Annotated in this window: 10 protein-coding genes; 4 read left to right on the top strand and 6 right to left on the bottom strand. The window is 64.5% G+C overall.

The features are described from left to right. Positions 1-212: 212 nt before the first annotated feature. Positions 213-2,783, top strand: a complete 2,571-nt coding sequence (locus ABWW33_RS03655) for a glycoside hydrolase family 31 protein (RefSeq protein WP_353398984.1) — start codon at positions 213-215, stop codon at positions 2,781-2,783. A 118-nt stretch (positions 2,784-2,901) separates the two neighbouring features. Here the strand turns inward: ABWW33_RS03655 and ABWW33_RS03650 are convergent, their stop codons facing one another. The 6 genes from ABWW33_RS03650 to ABWW33_RS03625 form a co-directional block, all read right to left on the bottom strand. After that, a complete protein-coding gene (locus ABWW33_RS03650; protein ID WP_353398981.1) occupies positions 2,902-4,281 on the bottom strand; it encodes an ATP-binding protein in 1,380 nt (459 codons plus the stop codon). A 149-nt stretch (positions 4,282-4,430) separates the two neighbouring features. Next, on the bottom strand, positions 4,431-5,936 hold the full coding sequence (locus ABWW33_RS03645) for a tryptophan halogenase family protein (protein WP_353398979.1): 1,506 nt from the start codon (positions 5,934-5,936) through the stop codon (positions 4,431-4,433). A 41-nt stretch (positions 5,937-5,977) separates the two neighbouring features. Next, complete coding sequence (locus ABWW33_RS03640; RefSeq protein WP_353398976.1) at positions 5,978-8,239, bottom strand: glycoside hydrolase family 3 C-terminal domain-containing protein; 2,262 nt, start codon at positions 8,237-8,239, stop codon at positions 5,978-5,980. 78 nt (positions 8,240-8,317) lie between these two features. Further along, on the bottom strand, positions 8,318-8,911 hold the full coding sequence (locus ABWW33_RS03635) for a PEP-CTERM sorting domain-containing protein (protein ID WP_353398973.1): 594 nt from the start codon (positions 8,909-8,911) through the stop codon (positions 8,318-8,320). 27 nt (positions 8,912-8,938) lie between these two features. After that, the gene (locus ABWW33_RS03630; RefSeq protein ID WP_353398970.1) at positions 8,939-11,446 is read right to left on the bottom strand and encodes a cellulose binding domain-containing protein; all 2,508 of its coding nucleotides are present in this window, start codon (positions 11,444-11,446) and stop codon (positions 8,939-8,941) included. A 203-nt stretch (positions 11,447-11,649) separates the two neighbouring features. Continuing rightward, a complete protein-coding gene (locus tag ABWW33_RS03625) occupies positions 11,650-12,996 on the bottom strand; it encodes an alpha-L-fucosidase (RefSeq protein WP_353398967.1) in 1,347 nt (448 codons plus the stop codon). A gap of 212 nt (positions 12,997-13,208) precedes the next feature. Between ABWW33_RS03625 and ABWW33_RS03620 the strand changes: the two genes are divergently transcribed. The 3 genes from ABWW33_RS03620 (at position 13,209) to ABWW33_RS03610 (ending at position 16,977) form a co-directional block, all read left to right on the top strand. Further along, a complete protein-coding gene (locus tag ABWW33_RS03620; protein ID WP_353398964.1) occupies positions 13,209-14,879 on the top strand; it encodes an alpha-L-fucosidase in 1,671 nt (556 codons plus the stop codon). A 3-nt stretch (positions 14,880-14,882) separates the two neighbouring features. Then, the gene (locus ABWW33_RS03615; protein WP_353398961.1) at positions 14,883-15,788 is read left to right on the top strand and encodes an alpha/beta hydrolase; all 906 of its coding nucleotides are present in this window, start codon (positions 14,883-14,885) and stop codon (positions 15,786-15,788) included. A 124-nt stretch (positions 15,789-15,912) separates the two neighbouring features. Continuing rightward, the gene (locus tag ABWW33_RS03610) at positions 15,913-16,977 is read left to right on the top strand and encodes an ABC transporter substrate-binding protein (protein ID WP_353398958.1); all 1,065 of its coding nucleotides are present in this window, start codon (positions 15,913-15,915) and stop codon (positions 16,975-16,977) included. Positions 16,978-16,993 lie beyond the last annotated feature (16 nt).

Below are 16,993 nucleotides of genomic sequence, written 5' to 3'. Positions count from 1 at the left end.
GGCAGCAGGCGGCGTTGCGCGTTTTTGTCGTGGCCTTTGAGCATTTTTGTAATTGCTGCGCGGGGGCGTCTAGCCTATTCATCCAATTTTGCCGAGATTTGTACTTTATATATAATTTACATAGTGCGATATGCGCAATGTGAACTGCAAAGCCTAGGATGGTGATCGATAACAACAATTGGGGACATATGTATAGCCGTAGAAAACTTCTTATGCAGTTCGTCGGGGCGGTGCCAGCGCTGACGGTGACCAGGTACGCGAGCGCCGCCGAGAAGCTGCTGCACGGCGGGTCGGGCACTGCGCCGGTGAAGAACGTACGCAAGACCGGGGTGGGCGTGGAGTGCGCAACCGCCAGTACCCGTTTGAGAATCAGCTTCGTCAACGATCACATCGTCCGTGTCACGGCGACGCCGAACCAGGAATGGTCCGAGCGCGCAAGCCTGATGCGCGCCGACTTTGGCGGTCGGCCGTCCGTCATCAAGATCGGCGGTGATGACAAGGCGTGCTCATTGCGCTCCCCCAAGATGCTGGTCAAACTTGACCTCGGCAGTGGTGCGCTTTCATTCTGGCGAGCCGATGGCACCTTGCTCCTGCAAGAGAATACTGCGTCACCGCGCGCATTCGAACGGGTCGAAGTTGTCAAGTCCATGCCGGACCCCTCCACGGTCACCAGGATAAAAACCGTCGACGGTGAGCGGCAGGTCGCGGGCGCCTATGTGCAGACGAAAGACAGGGATGCTTGGAAGGCGGCGGCGCGTTTCAGTTTACACGGCGATGAGGCATTATATGGCCTGGGCTTCGATGAAACCGACGACCTGAATTTGCGCGGGAGACGAAAGAGGTTGTATCAGCATAATCTGCGTATCGTCGTGCCGTTCATGACCTCGACGCGCGGCTATGGCCTGCTGTTCGATTCGTACAGTGCGCTCACGTTTGCCGACGGCGCGGACGGCATGTCGCTCACTAGCGATGTCGTGGACGATCTCGATTACTATGTGATCGTCGGAGAAAAAGCCGACGACGCCATCGCGGGCTACCGCGAGCTTACGGGGCCAGCCAGGCTGCTGCCCAAGTGGGCCTTCGGCTACATGCAATCGAAGGAACGTTACGTTTCCCAGCAGGATCTGGTCGAGACAGCCGCGCAGTTCCGTCGACGGAAGATCCCGCTCGATACCATCGTCCAGGATTGGAACTACTGGATGCCCAACCATTGGGGCAGCTTCGTTCCGGAGGCGGCAAGGTATCCCGACATCGCGGCAATGACGAAGGCCGCGCTTGACCTGAACGCCCATGTGATGATTTCTGTCTGGCCGAACCCGAGTCCGCTCGATCCGCCGGGCCGGGCCCTGAAAGACAATGGCTACACGCTGGCCGGCACCGATTACGTCGATTTCTTCCAGCGCAAGGCAGGCGACCTCTATTTTGACCACGCATGGCAGTATCTCGGCCGGCACGGCATCGATGCCTGGTGGTGCGACTCGACCGAACCGGAGGTGGCTGATTGGGTTCAGGACGCCAAACGTCCTGACAATGCGGATGAACTCAACATCCGCGGCTTGGCCAAGATCATCGATCCCCAGTATCTCAACGCCTACGCTCTGGTGGACTCGCAGAGTTTCTACCGGAACTGGCGGAAGGCTGCACCTGCCAAGCGTCTGGTGAACCTTACGCGATCGGCGTACGCCGGCAGCCAGGCTGCAGGCGCCGTGGTGTGGACTGGCGACATTGCGGCCAGATGGTCGGTCCTTGCCCAGCAGGTCGTGGCGCTCCAGAGCTACAGCGCATCGGGGAATCCGTACGTCACGTGCGATATTGGCGCATTCTTCGTCCGGCGTGGCCAGCAATGGTTCTGGAATGGCGATTACGATGCCGGTGTCGGGGATCTTGGCTATCGGGAGCTATATACGCGCTGGTTGCAGTTCGGTGTATTCCTGCCGATGTTCCGCAGTCACGGTACGGACACGCCGCGTGAACCGTGGCACTTCGGCGAGCCCGGGACCCCGTTCTACGATGCGATCATCGAGTCCATCCAGTTACGGTATCGCCTCCTGCCATTCATGTATTCGTTGGCCGGACTGGTCTACCTGAAGGGCGCCTCGTTCATTCGGCCGGTTGCGTTCGGCTTCCCGGACGACCCTCGGACATACGATCTGAAAACGCAGATGCTGATTGGCGACGGCGTCATGGTCAGCCCCGTGCTCGAACCCATGTATTACGCCGCCAAGTCCGTTCCGCTGCAGGGACAGCGTACCCGCGAAGTCTATCTGCCGAAAGGAATTTGGTTCGATTTCTGGACCGGGACATCGCAGGCCGGCGGGAGAACGGTCGTGGTCGATGCGCCGCTATCGCGCATCCCGGTCCACGTCCGCGCCGGCAGCATCATTCCCATCGGCCCGGTCCAGGAATATGTGTCGCAAGTTACCAGTGCCCAGATCGAGCTTCGGGTCTATCCTGGCGCGAGTGGGCAATTCACGTTTTACGAAGACGCCGGCGACGGCTGGGGATACGAGCGCGGCGAGTACGCGTTGACGCGCATGCGATGGGATGACGCTGGCAGGAAATTGACCATTTTTGAGCGCCAGGGTAATTTCCCTGGTATGAAAGAAAAGTGCCAGTTCAGCGTAGTGGTCGTCGGGCCTGGCTGCGGTCACGGTGCCGCGTTCTCTCGCGCGAAGCAACGTATGGTGACGTATGACGGCCATGCAGTGACGGTTGCTCTTGCGCAGCAGCAACAGCACCATGGCCGTCCCGGCGGAAAGGAAGATCCGGGAGCGGAGCGATAGCGATATTGTTTGGATCATGCGGTCAGTGTCCCGGCACGTGGTTCAGGAAGGCGTCGTGGCCAGGCAGGCGCGCCACCGTGGCGGCGATCGCGTCGTGGCGCTGGCTCAGCGTTTAGGCCTAAGAGCGGGGCAAAATCTCTTGCATATCAACAGGCGTGTGCTTGAGCGGCAGCGTCACGCGAAACACCGTGCCTTGGCCGACGACGCTGGTAACCTCGATCTGCCCCCGGTGGCGCTGTACGATGCCATAGGACAGCGCCAGCCCCAGACCGGTTCCCTGCCCGATCGGCTTGGTCGTATAAAATGGCTCGAAAATCCGCTTCACGTTTTCGGGTGCGATGCCACAACCAGTGTCGGCCACCTCGATCCACACCTTGTCACCGTGGACCTTGTCCAGCCCAGTACGCAAAGTGATCACGCCACGCTTGGCACCGATGGCGTGGGCCGCGTTGACCGCCAGGTTCATAATAACTTGATTGATCTGCGAGCCGATACATTCGACCGGAGGAATGTCGCCATATTCCTTGACCACATCGGCCTTGTACTTTAGTTCGTTAGAAATGATATTGAGCGTCGAGTCGATCCCCCGATGCAGATCGGCCCAATGGAAATCGAGATTGGTGTCGGCATGGGAGAAATCTTTTAGATCCTGTACGATTTGCCTGACGCGAGAAATCCCTTCCCGGGTTTCGCGCATCAAGTCGCCGCAATCGGTGATCACGTAGTTAATATCGTTTTCAATGCGCAAGCGGTTCAGCCGCTCTACCACGTCGGGCGCCGTAATGAATTGTTGCGCATCGAGGTGTACCGCCAAGATGTTAAGGATTTTCACCATATAGCCATCGAGCGCGCTGATATTGGAACATACGTAGCCGATCGGATTGTTAATCTCGTGGGCTACGCCGGCGGCGAGTTGACCGATCGACGCCATTTTCTCCGATTGAACGAGTTGCTCCTGCGCATGCGACAGTTTCTTGTTTAGCTCGATCAACAAGCTATTGCTGTTCAACAGTTCTGCTTCGACCAGCTTGCGATCGGTGATATCGCGACCAATACCGACAATGCCTATCACTACGCCGTCGTGGTCGCGCAACGGCACCTTGGTCGTGAGCAGGGTTCGTTGCTCACCGGTATGGGCGTCGGCGACCGGCTCTTCGTGTCCAATCAGAGAATCACCCGAACGCAACAACGCTTGTTCGTCGGTGAAATATTGATCCGCCAATTCTTTCGCGTAGAAATCGTAGTCGGACTTGCCGATCAACGCGGCGGGGCTGCTGGCACCCATGATGTCGGCCACCGCCATATTGCCAAACAAAAAACGACTTTGAGCGTCTTTCGCGTAGATCAATTCGGGCATATTGTCTGTCAGGGTGCGGATCAGCAGGCGTTCGATACCCACCGCTTGTTCGACCTTGCGTTGCGCCTCGGCTTGTTGCTGCAATAAGGCACGTAAGCGATTATTTTCCGAAATCAGATCATGGACAGTGAGGTGTTGCATACAATCATTCTAGATACATTACGAACGCAACGCAACCGTGCACTCAAGGCACAGGCGGGCCTTGACAGGGCAATGCCATTGTCGTTGGCATCCTTCAGGGCGACGCCAGAGAGGCGACGCCGATTAAGGACATCGTATGGATCATGTCGTCAGCGTCCCAGCACGTGGTTCAGGAATGCGTCGTGGCCGGGCAGGCGCGCCACGGTGGCGGCGATCGCGTCGCGCCGATCGCGCAGCGCCTGCAGCGCGTCGTCGCGCCCCAGCTCCAGCAGCACCGGATCCTCGCGCATCGGCCAGTGGCCCATGCCGGCGTGGATCGCCAGCCAGCTGGTGGCGTCGAAGCCCTCCTCGTCGTACATGTGCAAGGAACCGGTCTCGCGCCAGGCCAGCAGCTTGAACGCCAGCGTCGGCGGCAGCTCCATCTCCGCCATGTGGCGCCACAGCTCGCTGTCGCGGCGCGCCGTCAGGCGGTAGTGCAGGATGATGAAATCGCGGATGCGCGCGAACTGGCGCACCGAGCCGGTGTTGTAGTCAGCCACCGCCGCGGCGCCGACCGGGGCGCCGGACATCAGCAGCGGCATCAGCCGCCCCAGGCCGCTCTGGATCAGGAAGATGCTGGTCGATTCCAGCGGCTCCAGGAAGCCGGAGGACAATCCCAGCGCGACCACGTTGTGGACCCAGAAGCGCGCGCGGTGGCCGGTGGCAAAGCGCAGCAGCCGCGGCTCGGCCAGCGGCGCGCCGTCCAGCTGTTGCAGCAGCTGCTCGCGGGCCCGCTCCTCGTCGATGAAACGGCTGGCGAACACGTGGCCATGGCCGGTCCGGTTCTGCAGCGGAATGCGCCAGGCCCAGCCGGCTTCCAGCGCGGTGGCGCGGGTGTACGGCGTCAGCTCGGCGCCGCTGCGCTCGCAGGGACAGGCCCATGCCCGGTCCACCGGCAGCCAGTGACCGAAGTCGACGAAGGGTTCGGCCAGCGTGCGCCCCAGCAGCAGCGAGGCGAAGCCGGAACAGTCGATGAACAGGTCGCCGGCCACCTCGCGCCCGTCGGCCAGCCGCAGGCTAGCCACCCCGCCGTCGGCGCGGCGCGCCACGTCGACGATGCGCCCTTCGGTGCGCCGCACGCCGCGCGTCAGCGCCAGCTTGCGCAGGAAATCTGCGTACAGCGTGGCATCGAAGTGGAAGGCGTATTTGTAGACCGGCGCGCCGGGCGCGGTTGAGGGCACGCAGAACCGCCCTTGCCGCGCCATCACGGAGGGCAGGCACTGTTCGTCGAACGTGCCGGGGGCGCCCTCGCGCAGCCGGCGGTAGTGGCCCCACAGCGCTTCCGGGCCGCTCAACTGGCCGAAGTCGCCGAAGGTGTGGAAGTAGCTTTCGCCGCGCACGCGCCAGTCGCGGAATTCGATCCCCAGCTTGTAGGTGCCGTTGGCGGCGCGCAGGAATTCCGCTTCGTCGATGCCGACCAGGCGGTTGTACTCGCGGATCGAGGGAAAGGTCGCCTCCCCCACGCCGACGATGCCGATCTCCTCGGATTCGACCAGCTCCACCGTGCTGCCGCGCAGCCCGGTGGCCAGCGCCAGCGCGGTCATCCACCCCGCCGTGCCGCCGCCGACCACCACGATGCGTTTGAAATGAGACGCTGCGTTCTGTGGATTCATCATGCAAGACTCCGGAAATGGGCGCGGCCAGGCCGCGCCCGATGTTACTTCGCGGCTACCGGCCGCCCGTTGACATCATAGACGGCCGCGTCCAGGTGCACCACCACGCTGCTGGCTTTCTGGTCCATCGCGTCGCTGGCCAGCGTCAGTTTGTAATTGCCGGCCGCCACCTTCCAGGTCTTGCTGGACGTGTCATACATTGCCAGCAGGCGCGGATCCACGCTGACCGACGCCTTGACGCCGGCGCCCGGCTTGACCTCGACCTTGCGGAAACCAACCAGGCGCTTGGGCGCTTCCCAGCGGACGTCGAGCGGCGCGGCATACACCTGCGCCACCTGCTTGCCGCTGACCTTGCCGACGTTCTTGACCGTGAAGGAGGCCTGCAGCACGCCCTGCTCCACCCGCGCGTCCAGGTCCGACAGCGCGAACTCGGTGTAGGACAAGCCATGGCCGAACGGGAACAGTGGCTGATGGCCTTTCAGGTCGAACCATTTGTAGCCGACCGCCGCGCCTTCGTGATAATCGACGTCGAAGCGGCGCGGCTCCTTGGGTTCCGGATAGCCGTCCAGCGCCACGCGCGGCAGCTGCGCTTCGGAAGCGGGGAACGTCACCGGCAGGTGGCCGGACGGATTGGCCGCGCCGAACAGCACGCCGGCGATCGCATCGCCGCCGCTGGTGCCCGGGTACCAGGCCTCCAGCACCGCCGCCGCCTTCGGCAGCCACGGCATGGTCACCGGGCCGCCCGTTTCCAGCACCACCACGGTCTTCGGATTGGCCGCCGCCACGGCGGCGATCAGCGCGTCCTGCTTGTTGGGCAGGGACAGATTGGGCACGTCGAAGGCCTCGCCGGTCCACTGGGTGGCAAACACCACCACCACGTCGGCGTCCTTGGCCAGTTTGGCGGCGGCGGCCGGATCGTTGCCGTCGTTGAAGCTGACCTTGGCCTGCGGCGCATGGCGTTCGATGGCGCGCAGCGGCGACGATGGATAGATCATGACCGGGCCCGGCCAGAACTTGGGCTCCAGCCCCGGCACCGCGTTGCCGCCGGCCGGATACACCAGCGAGGAGCCGCCGCCCGCCATCACGCCCTTGTCCGCGTAACCGCCGATGACCGCGATCTTTTTGATCGATGAACTGAGCGGCAGCACGCGGCCGGCATTTTTCAGCAGCACCATGCCCTCCTGCGCATCGCGCAGCGTAACCGCGGCATGGGCCTTGAAGTCGATCGCCTCGGGCGTGGCCGGCACCGGCCGGTCCACCACGCCGTGCTCGAACATGCTGTGCAGCACGCGCCGCGCCATGTCGTCCAGGCGGGCCTGCGGCACCCAGCCGTTCTGCACCGCCTCCTTCAGCGCCGCGCCGAAATACTCGGCCACATCGAACGGCAGGCCGGACTGCTGGTCCAGCCCCGCGTTGGCGGCCGGCACCGTGCTATGGGTCGCGCCCCAGTCGGACATCACCCAGCCCTTGAAGCCCCAGTCCTGCTTCAACACCTGGTTCAGCAGGTAGTTGTGTTCGCAGGCGTAGACGCCGTTGATGCGGTTGTAGGAACACATCACCGAACCGGGGTTGCCCTCTTCCTTGGCGATCTGCATGGCCAGCAGGTCCGACATCCGCGCCGCCTGCTCCTCGATCTTGACGTTGAGCGTGGTGCGGCCGGTCTCCTGGTCGTTCAGCGCGTAATGCTTGAGGGTCGAGATGATATGGTTGGACTGGATGCCCTTGATCTGCGCGCCGACGATCTTGCCGGCCAGCAGAGGATCCTCGCCCGCGTATTCGAAGTTGCGGCCGTTGCGCGGTTCGCGCATCAGGTTGACGCCGCCCGCCAGCAGCACGTTGAAGCCGTAGGAACGCGCTTCGGCGCCGATCATGGCGCCGCCGTCGAAGGCGGTTTGCAAGTCCCAGGTGGCGGCCGTGTTCAAGCCCGACGGCAGCGCCGTCGCCGGCCGCGCTTCCGGCCCCGCCTGGCTTGCCACGCCCACGCCGGCGTCGGTCTGCCACAGCGGCGGAATCTGCAGGCGCTCGACGCCGTAAATGAAGCCGGCCGACTGCTTGTGCGATGCTGGCGGACGCTTGAAATGCTTGCCTTCGTCGTCCGCGCCCAGATAGCCCATCACCAGCTTGAGTTTCTCGTCCAGCGTCATGGCCTGCAACACCAGCTCGGTGCGCTGGTCCGCGCCAAGCTGGCGGTTCATCCACGGTTGGTCCGGTTGCGCCACCGTGGCGGTATCGGCGGCGGCCACCATGCTGCCGCAGCACAGTGCGATGGCGCTGGCCATCAGGCTTATTTTTTTCTTAAATTGCATCGTCGTCTAGTTCAAATGGTTCTAAAAAAAGAGCCGCGCTGTGGCGCGGCCCCCGCTACAGCCTTGGTTGCCGGCCGCTTAGCGGCGGCGCGACCGGCGTCGGCCGGCGCCCAGCATCAGCAGGCCGGCCCCCAGCATCAGCGCCGTGCCGGGCTCCGGCACCGGCGCGGCGGCCGCGGTGCTGAAGTCGTCCATCGCATACCAACCGCTGTCGCGCGAGACGCTCAGGCGCGACACGTTGTCGAAGCCGCCGGCCACCCACACATAGCTGGCGCCGATGGCGACGTTGCCGGTGCTGCCGATGACGTGGTTGGAGGCGTCGTAGGCGGTGACGTTGACCCAGCTGGCCTTGTCGTCCACGCCCTGCGGCGCGGCGAACCAGGCGCCGGTGAATTTGAACGCGGTGGCGCTGCTGATGTCGACCGCGTCGGCGCCGAAGCCGTTGACGGCGTAGTTGGTGCCGGAGTGCGCGCCGTTGGCGTAGCCGTCGATGCCGGTGTCGCCGGCGTACCAGTCTGCGCTCCAGTTCAGGCCGGCGTACGGGCTGATATCGCCCAGGCTGGCGAAGTCGCCGGCGGTGGCCAGGTCATCGAAATTGGTGACGCCGGCATGGGCCTGGGAGGCCAGCATCAGGCTGGCGCCGGCGATCAGTGCGAACAGAGTTTTTTTCATGGGATTACCTTGTTGAATAAGAGGCGTTTATTTGCAGACGTCGCCGGTCACGGCCGGTATCGCGGTGAAGTCCGGCCCATCCTGGCCGCCGACGACTATGCCGAACGTGACGGTCTGTCCCGGAGCGATGTCGTGGTTCCAGCCCACGTCGGAGGCCGAGTAGTTCGGCGCGCTGCCCGTCACCGCCCCGTTCCAGAACTGTTGCACCGACGAGTTGTCGCTGTAGGTCCAGTTCACCGTCCAGCCGGGTATGGTGGCCGACCCGGTGTTGGTGATGCGCACGTCGGCGATGTGGCCGCCCCACCAGCCGCTGGTCACGACGTACTTGCACTCGGCAGTAGGCGCCGGCTTCGCGTACACCTGCGGCACCACCTGGACGTCGCCGTCCGGGTCGATCCTGCCGTAGGCGCTGCCGCGGCCGTTGGTGCTCATGTAGACGGTGCCGTAGGTGTTCATGTCGCCGGTTACCCAGCCACTCAGCGAGCCGCCGTATTGATGGGCATCGTCGTTGATGCGGTCCCAATGGGCGCCCCGGTCGGTCGATCGCAACAGGCCGCGCGTGCCGCCTACCGCGCCCCACATGTAGAGGGTTGGATAGCTGGCCTCCGGCGCCGCCTTGCCCAAGCCCATGGACCCGCAGGAATTGATGCCGCCCACGCTGGTGAAGGTGGCGCCCGAATCGGTCGAGTGGCTCAGACCCTTCGAGTCCAGGCACACCCACAGGTCGCCCTCGAGGCCGGGCGTGGCGCGCACCAGGCTCGATCCGCCGGTGGGCAGCTGGGCCTGGGGATTGAACGAGCTGCCGCCGTCGGTACTCACCAGCAGTTTGCCGCTGACGCGGTCGTAGACATAGAACTTGGCCGGGTTGGCCTTGTCGGCCACCGGCCGCGCGTTGTTCACGGCCAGGCCGGCCACCGGCGTCCAGTTGGCGCCGAAATCGGTGGAGCGGTAGGTGGTGGTCGAATTTTCCGGGCTGTGCAGCAGCACGAAACCGTCGGCCGACAGCGCCAGGTTGCCGCGCGAGCCATTCATGGACGGCGCCTGCTCCCAGCTCACCCCCATGTTGGTCGAGGTGTACAGCAAATTGCCCACCCGCGCCATCACGTGCGTAGCCTGCGCGGCCACGGCCAGGCCGGTGGTGGAACCCATCGACGGCGTGTGGCGCGGGCCGTACTGGGCCGGATCGGTGCTGATGAAGCCGTCGTAGTCGCCGACTACCGTCACCAGCGGGCCGCCAGGAATGCTCTCGGCTTCGTACACGCCGGTCTCTTCCATGCCATGCACGTCGAACTTCCAGCTGCTGGTGGGCGCGTCGATGTCGCTGGTCTTGAACAGGCCGTTGCCGGATATCACCCACGCGGACTTCGTATCGAACGGGTCGAACTCGATCGCGCCGGCCCAGTGGATCGACGAGGTGCGGACCCAGTCGATGCCGTTCGGGTCGATCGTCATGCCGCGCGCCATCAGGTCGGTCCAGCTGCGGCCGGCGTCCAGCGAGGTGAAGATGCGGTCGCCGTAGGTGGCCGGCTCGCGCTGCTGCAGCCAATAGGTGTTGATGGTCGAGGCGACCAGGCGCTTGGGATTGCCCGGGTCGACGCTGATGCCGCCGAACGGCTGGCTGATGCCGGCCGGCGTGACGTTGGTCCAGGCGCCGCCGACGGTGTTGTACTCCCAGACCTGGCCCGTGCTCATCGGCTCGTTGGCCACGCTGGACGAGCCGTGCGGTCCCGCGCCGTTGGCATAGGTCAGGTACAGGCGGCCCTTGGACGTGATCGCCGCGCGCTGCGGCATCAGGCCGCTTGGCGCGCCCGCGACCGGGGTGAACGTGGCGCCGCCGTCCTTGCTGAAATACAGGTTCGGTCCCACCGAGCCGTAACGCGACACGCCGACGAAGATGCGCTTGGCCGTGCCCTGGCTGACGCTGGCCGGATCGAGCAGCACGAAGCCGATGCCGTTGCCGTTGGGCGTGTCATTCACGTTCAGCCCGTTTACCCGGCTCCAGGTCGCGCCCGAATCGACACTCTTGAACAGGCCGTTGCTGCGGGTGCCCACGAACAGCACGTTGCTCGAGCCCGGGTCGACCTGCAGCCGCTCGCCATTCTGGCGGCCCATGCCGTTGCCGTGCGCCTTGAACTGGGCCGTCACGTCGGTCACCTGGAAGTGCTTGCCATAGTCGGTAGAGCGCATGATCACGGTCTTGCCGCCGCTGAAGTAGCTGGTGCCGGCCAGCATGTACACGATGGCCGCGTTGCGCGGGTCGACCGCCAGCGACTCCACGCCCATCAGGCCGGTATCGCTCTCGCTCAGCCAGTCCGTCAGCGCTATCCAGCGGCCGGTCTGGCCATCCCAGCGGTAGGAGCCGCCCACGTCGGTACGAGCATACACAATGCCGCGCTCGCTCTTGCTGGGTACGACGCCGCTGACGAAGCCGCCGCTGCCCATGGCAACGTTGTCCCAGTGATAGGTCTCGGCCGCGGCGCCGAACGCCATCAGCAAGCCGGCCGTCAGGCAGGTCATGTTTTTCTTCAACTGCATCTTGCGTTCCCCCAGTGATTTATCAGGATTGCCGTCACGGCAATCAGCCATGTGCGTCGCGGTCTACGCCGCGACGAGGTCGATTTCAAGGCTGAAGCCATGGTCCATACTTCCTGACCTGATTTCAATACTAAATTGCTCAACGCAACAGATGAAATTGATCAAATCGGGTACGCGACGCCGGGCCTCGGGCCGCCCGACGCTTACTTCGGCACAGGCAGCGGCCGGATCGCGGCGGCCGGCGAATCCAGTTGCAAGGCGATGATGGTGTCGATGTCGTTGCGCGCGGACGGCGGCACGGACAGCTCGATGCCCTGCCCCGTCTGCGTGAACCGCACGTCGCCGCCGGTCAGTACCGACGCGCGCACGATCCTGGCCGGAATCGCCGGCAAGGCCAGCTTGTCCTGCTGCCATTTCAGCACGTGGACATAGATGGTCCGGTCGCGATGGGTCGAGGCGCCGTACTCGCCCGGCAGGAAGGGGCCGCCGCGGGTGGCGTAGATGCTCTGGCCGTACTGCCCCAGCCAGGCGCCGATCTCGCGCAGGCGCGCCGCCTGCGTGGCATCGATCTGGCCGTCGGGATCGGGGCCCACGTTCAGCAGCAGGTTGCCGTCGCGCCCTGCCACGTTGGCCAGCAACTGCAGGTAGTGCTTGAGCGGCTTGGGCTGCATATTGGGCTGGTAGCCCCATGCGCCGGCGATGGTGGTGCACAGCTCCCACGGATGCTCGTTGTCGAAATCGCCCAGCGCGGCGTCGCCTTCGCGCGAACGGAAGTCCGGCGGCATGTCGGCGCGGCCGTTGATCAGCACTTGCGGCTGCAGGCGGCGCAGCGTGGAGTAGACCTGGTCGTGCTGCCAGCTGAAGCCACCCTGGTAGTGCTTGCCGTCGGCGCGCTTCTTCCATTCGGCGATGGTCCAGTCGCCGCTAAAGCTCAGCCAGTCGGTTTCGCCGCCGTCGAACCACAGCACGTCGATCTTGCCGTAATTGGACAGCAGTTTCTCCACCTGGCGATGGTATTGCGCGCGCATGGCTTCCGCGCTTTCGCGCTGCAGGTCGGGGAAGAAGAAGCCGGGGAAACGCCAGTCCAGCGGCGAGTAATACAGTCCCACGCCCAATCCCGCCTGGCGCACCGCCTTCACATACTCGGCCACGAAATCGCGGTGCGCGGCGCTGTTCACGCTGGTGAAAGGGTTGGCGCCGTCGTCGAACAATGCGAAACCATCGTGATGCCGTGCCGTGAGCACGGTGTACTTCATGCCGGCGTCCTTGGCCAGCGCGGCCCAGGCCTGCGGATCGAAACGGGTCGGCTTGAACTGGTCGGCCAGCTTGGCGTATTGATTGACCGGGATCTGCTCGCCCCATTGCACCCACTCGCCGCGGCCTGGTATCGAGTACAGTCCCCAGTGGATGAACATGCCGAAACGGGCTTCGCGCCACCACTGGACGCGGGCGGCCGATTCGTCGCCTGCCGTGGCCTGGCCGGGCACCATGGCCGCAGCGCACAGCAAGCCCGCCACCATGGCGCTGACGCGTCGCACAGTCCGTTGCATCGTCGTCTTCAAATTCTTTTCCTCTCCTGGTTCAATACAAGACCTTGGGGTCGTTTGCCGGCTCAATATAAATAGCAGGAAATACAAATGCAAGCCGGGCTTCCCGGGATTTCCCGTTTTACGAAATTTTGCCCCACACGTTATTCAATTTCGTAACTGCGGCGGACCGCTTCGGCAACATAATCCAACTATCGCATTCTGGAGACGACACAATGAAAAGACGACAATTACTGAAACACATGGGCGCCGCCATTCCCGCCATCGCGCTGTCCCGCCTGGCCTACGCCGCCGAGGCGGTCGCGCCGGCGGGGACGGCGAGCATCGCCCCCGGCCCGTTCGCGCCGAACTGGGATTCGCTGGCGAACTACAAAACCCCGGACTGGTTCCGCAACGCCAAGTTCGGCATCTGGGCGCACTGGGGCCCGCAATGCGAGCCGGAGTTCGGCGACTGGTATGGCCGCCTGATGTACGAGGAAGGCAGCGACGCCTACAAGCATCATTTGCAGAAGTACGGCCACCCGTCCCAGGTCGGCTTCAAGGACATCATTCACCAGTGGAAGGCGGAGCGCTGGGATCCGGACGCCCTGGTGGCCTTTTACAAGAAGGCCGGCGCCAAGTACTTCGTCGCGCTGGCCAACCACCATGACAACTTCGATCTGTACCGCAGCCGCTACCAGCCGGAGTGGAATTCGACCACGAACGGTCCCGGCAAGGACTTGATCGGCGGCTGGGCCAAGGCCGCGCGCGCCAACGGCCTGCGCTTCGGCGTCAGCGTGCACGCCGCGCACGCCTGGACCTGGTACGAGACCTCCCAGGGCGCCGACAAGAGCGGCCCCTACGCCGGCATCCCCTACGACGGCAATCTGACCCGGGCCGACGGCAAGGGCAAGTGGTGGGAGGGTATGGACCCGCAGGCCTTGTATGCGCAAGGCCACGCCCTGAGCAAGCGCGGCGGCGGCGACGGCGTGCAGGACCAGCAGTGGCACTGGGGCGGCGGCGCGTCGATTCCCGACCAGGCCTATTGCGACAAGTTCTACAACCGCACCCGCGACCTGATCGATTCCTACGATCCGGACCTGGTGTACTACGACGATACCGTGCTGCCCCTGCATCCGGTCAGCGACGTCGGCCTGCGGCTGGCGGCGCACATGTACAACCGCAGCATCGCCACCAAGGGCAAAAACGAGGCTGTCGTCAACGGCAAGATCCTCAGTGCCGAACAGCGCCGCACCATGGTGTGGGACGTCGAGCGCGGCCAAAGCAACCAGATCGAGGCCCAGCCATGGCAGACCTGCACCTGCATCGGCAACTGGCACTACGACCGCGGCTTGTATGACCGCAAAGGCTACAAGAGCGCGCAGACGGTGGTGCACACGCTGATCGACGTGGTCAGCAAGAACGGCAACCTGCTGCTGAGCGTGCCGGTGCGCGGCAACGGCACCATCGACGAGCAGGAGCACGCCATCGTCGAGGAAATCGGCCGCTGGATCGCCCGCAACGGTGAAGGCGTCTACGACACCCGGCCGTGGGCGGTGTTCGGCGAGGGGCCGGTGATGCAGGACAGCCCGGCAATGTCGGGCCCGGGCTTCAACGAGGGCAAGAGCAAACCGTTCTCGGCGGCGGACATCCGCTTCACCGCCAAGGGCGAGCAGGTGTATGCCTTCGTCATGGGCTGGCCGGCGGCCGGCACGGTGTCGATCGCGTCCATGCGCAGCGACAGCCCGCACTTGAAGCGGCGCGTTTCGCGGGTCGAACTGCTCGGGTCCGGCCGCCAGCTGGCGTTCCGGCAGACCGCGGCCGGCTTGCAGGTGACCCTGCCGGCCGACGCGCCGGCGCTGGCCTACGCCAACGCGCTGAAGATCAGCTTTGCGCGCGCGAGCTGAGCTGTGCGAAAAACCCTACTCGCCCTGCTGCTGCTGACCGCCGCCCTGGCCCAGGCCCAGACCAAGGTGCTGACGCTCTGGCCCGAAGGCGTGCCCAACGCCAGGACCGCGCCCGGGCCGGAGCGCCTGGATGACGAGCGCGTCAGCAACGTCAGCCAGCCCACGCTGACGGTGTACCCGGCCGCCTACGACCGCGCCAGCAAGACCGCGGTGGTCATCTGCCCGGGCGGCGGCTACACCTTCCTGTCCAACACCCGCGAGGGGCAGCAGTACGCGCAATGGCTGTCGAGCCTGGGCGTGACGGCCTTCGTGCTGAAGTACCGCCTGTCCGACTACGGCCATCCGGCGCCGTTGCAGGACGTGCTGCGGGCGATCCGCCTGGTGCGTTCCCACGCGGCCGAGTACGGCGTCGCGCCGGACCGCATCGGCGTCATGGGCAGCTCGGCCGGAGGCCACCTGGCCGCCAGCGCCGCCACCCTGTACAACGATCCGGCCGGGCGCACCGGCACGGCGCTGGACGCGGTCAGCGCACGCCCCGATTTCGCGCTGCTGATGTATCCGGTCATCACGATGGAAGCGCCGGCCGCGCACGCCGGCTCGCGCGAGTCCCTGCTGGGCAAGGCGCCGTCGCCCGAGCTGGTGCGGCTGATGTCGGTCGAGCGGCAGGTCACCGCCAACACCCCGCCCACGCTGCTGATCCATTCGCAGGACGACGGCCTGGTGCCGGTCGAGAACAGCATCCTGTTTTACCAGGCTCTGACCAGGGCCCACGTGCCGGCCGAAATGTATTTGTTCGAGCACGGCGGCCACGGCATGGGCATGCGCCTTGGCCAGGGCACGGCGTCGGACTGGCCCCGTCGCGCCGAGGAATGGCTGCGCGGGCGCCGACTGATCGGCCGCCAAGACTAAATCCCTGCCATCGGAGTCAAAAAGCGAAGGATGTCGTTAAATACTTGATCCGCATCACTACCAGGTGTAAAACGTAAAGAGCCGCACATACGTTCGTTAGCCAAGGTTGCAATGAGGATAGATTATGAGCGATCGCCGCAGCAGCATTGCGTTGCTTTTACTATCGACATTCCTGAGCTCATCGGCACCTTGCGGCTCCCCCGCTGTTGCTGCTGGAGCCGTGCCTGCCAAGCGATTGCTGGTGATCGACACGCAAAAGACCGAGCCGTATATAACCATCACCGGCGCCATGCTCGATGCGCTCGCGGCCCACGGCTTCGTGCCGGGACGTAACCTCGAGGTCGAGCGCTACTCGCTGTCTCAATTCGAGGGCGCCGCCACGCACATCTGGGAACTAAAGCATGGCGCGAGCTTCGACGTGGTCTACATCGCCGGCACGATCGCGGCCAAGGCATTTGCAAAAATCGCGGCGGATCAGCCAAACAGCCGGTTTGTCTTCGCGTCGGTCACCGATCCGGTCGGACTGGGACTGATCAGCGGCTTCGGCACCGCGCCTGCCGGCAACGTCACCGGCGTTTCCTTTCCGGTGCCGGTCAAGCAGCGTCTGCGATTCATCCGGCGCGTCATGCCGCGCGCCCGGACCATAGGCCTGATCTACGGCGACATGCCGCAATCGCTCAGCTACCGCGCCTGGCTGGAACAGCTGCTGGCCAGCGACCCCGAGTTCAAGGACTTGAAGATCATTTACCGCAGCGTCAAATTCGTCAGGGGCGACAACGGCACCCAACGCATGGCCATGCAAACGGTGCCGCTGATCGAGGAGCTGAACTCCCAGGTCGACCTGTTTCTGGCGCCGAACGACCAAATGGGGATCAATCCGGAGTTCGCGCGCACGATGGCGAAATATGCGGACAAACCCCTGGTTGGCATCATAGAACCGGACGCGCGCGAGGGCTGGGGGGCGGCCATGAACATCTACCCATCGCTGCCAGGCATGGGGCAACAAGCCGGAAAAATGGTCGCGCGCCTGCTCGCCGGCGAGGCCATCGCCGCCATTCCGTCCGAGACTCCGGCAAAGATAGGCGTGGCGTTCGACTTCAAGCTGATCAAGCGCTTCGGGATTACCGTTCCCGCCGATCTGGCCGCAGCCGCGAGAACCTCCGCTCCGGCCAGCGATCCATCCCGCTGAGCCAGCGGAGGCTCCG

The sequence above is a fragment of the Duganella hordei genome (genome assembly GCF_040369125.1).
Taxonomy (GTDB): Bacteria; Pseudomonadota; Gammaproteobacteria; order Burkholderiales; family Burkholderiaceae_D; genus Rugamonas; species Rugamonas hordei.
The sequence above is the reverse complement of the archived record's forward strand: the minus strand, read 5'-3'. Positions and strand labels throughout refer to the sequence as shown.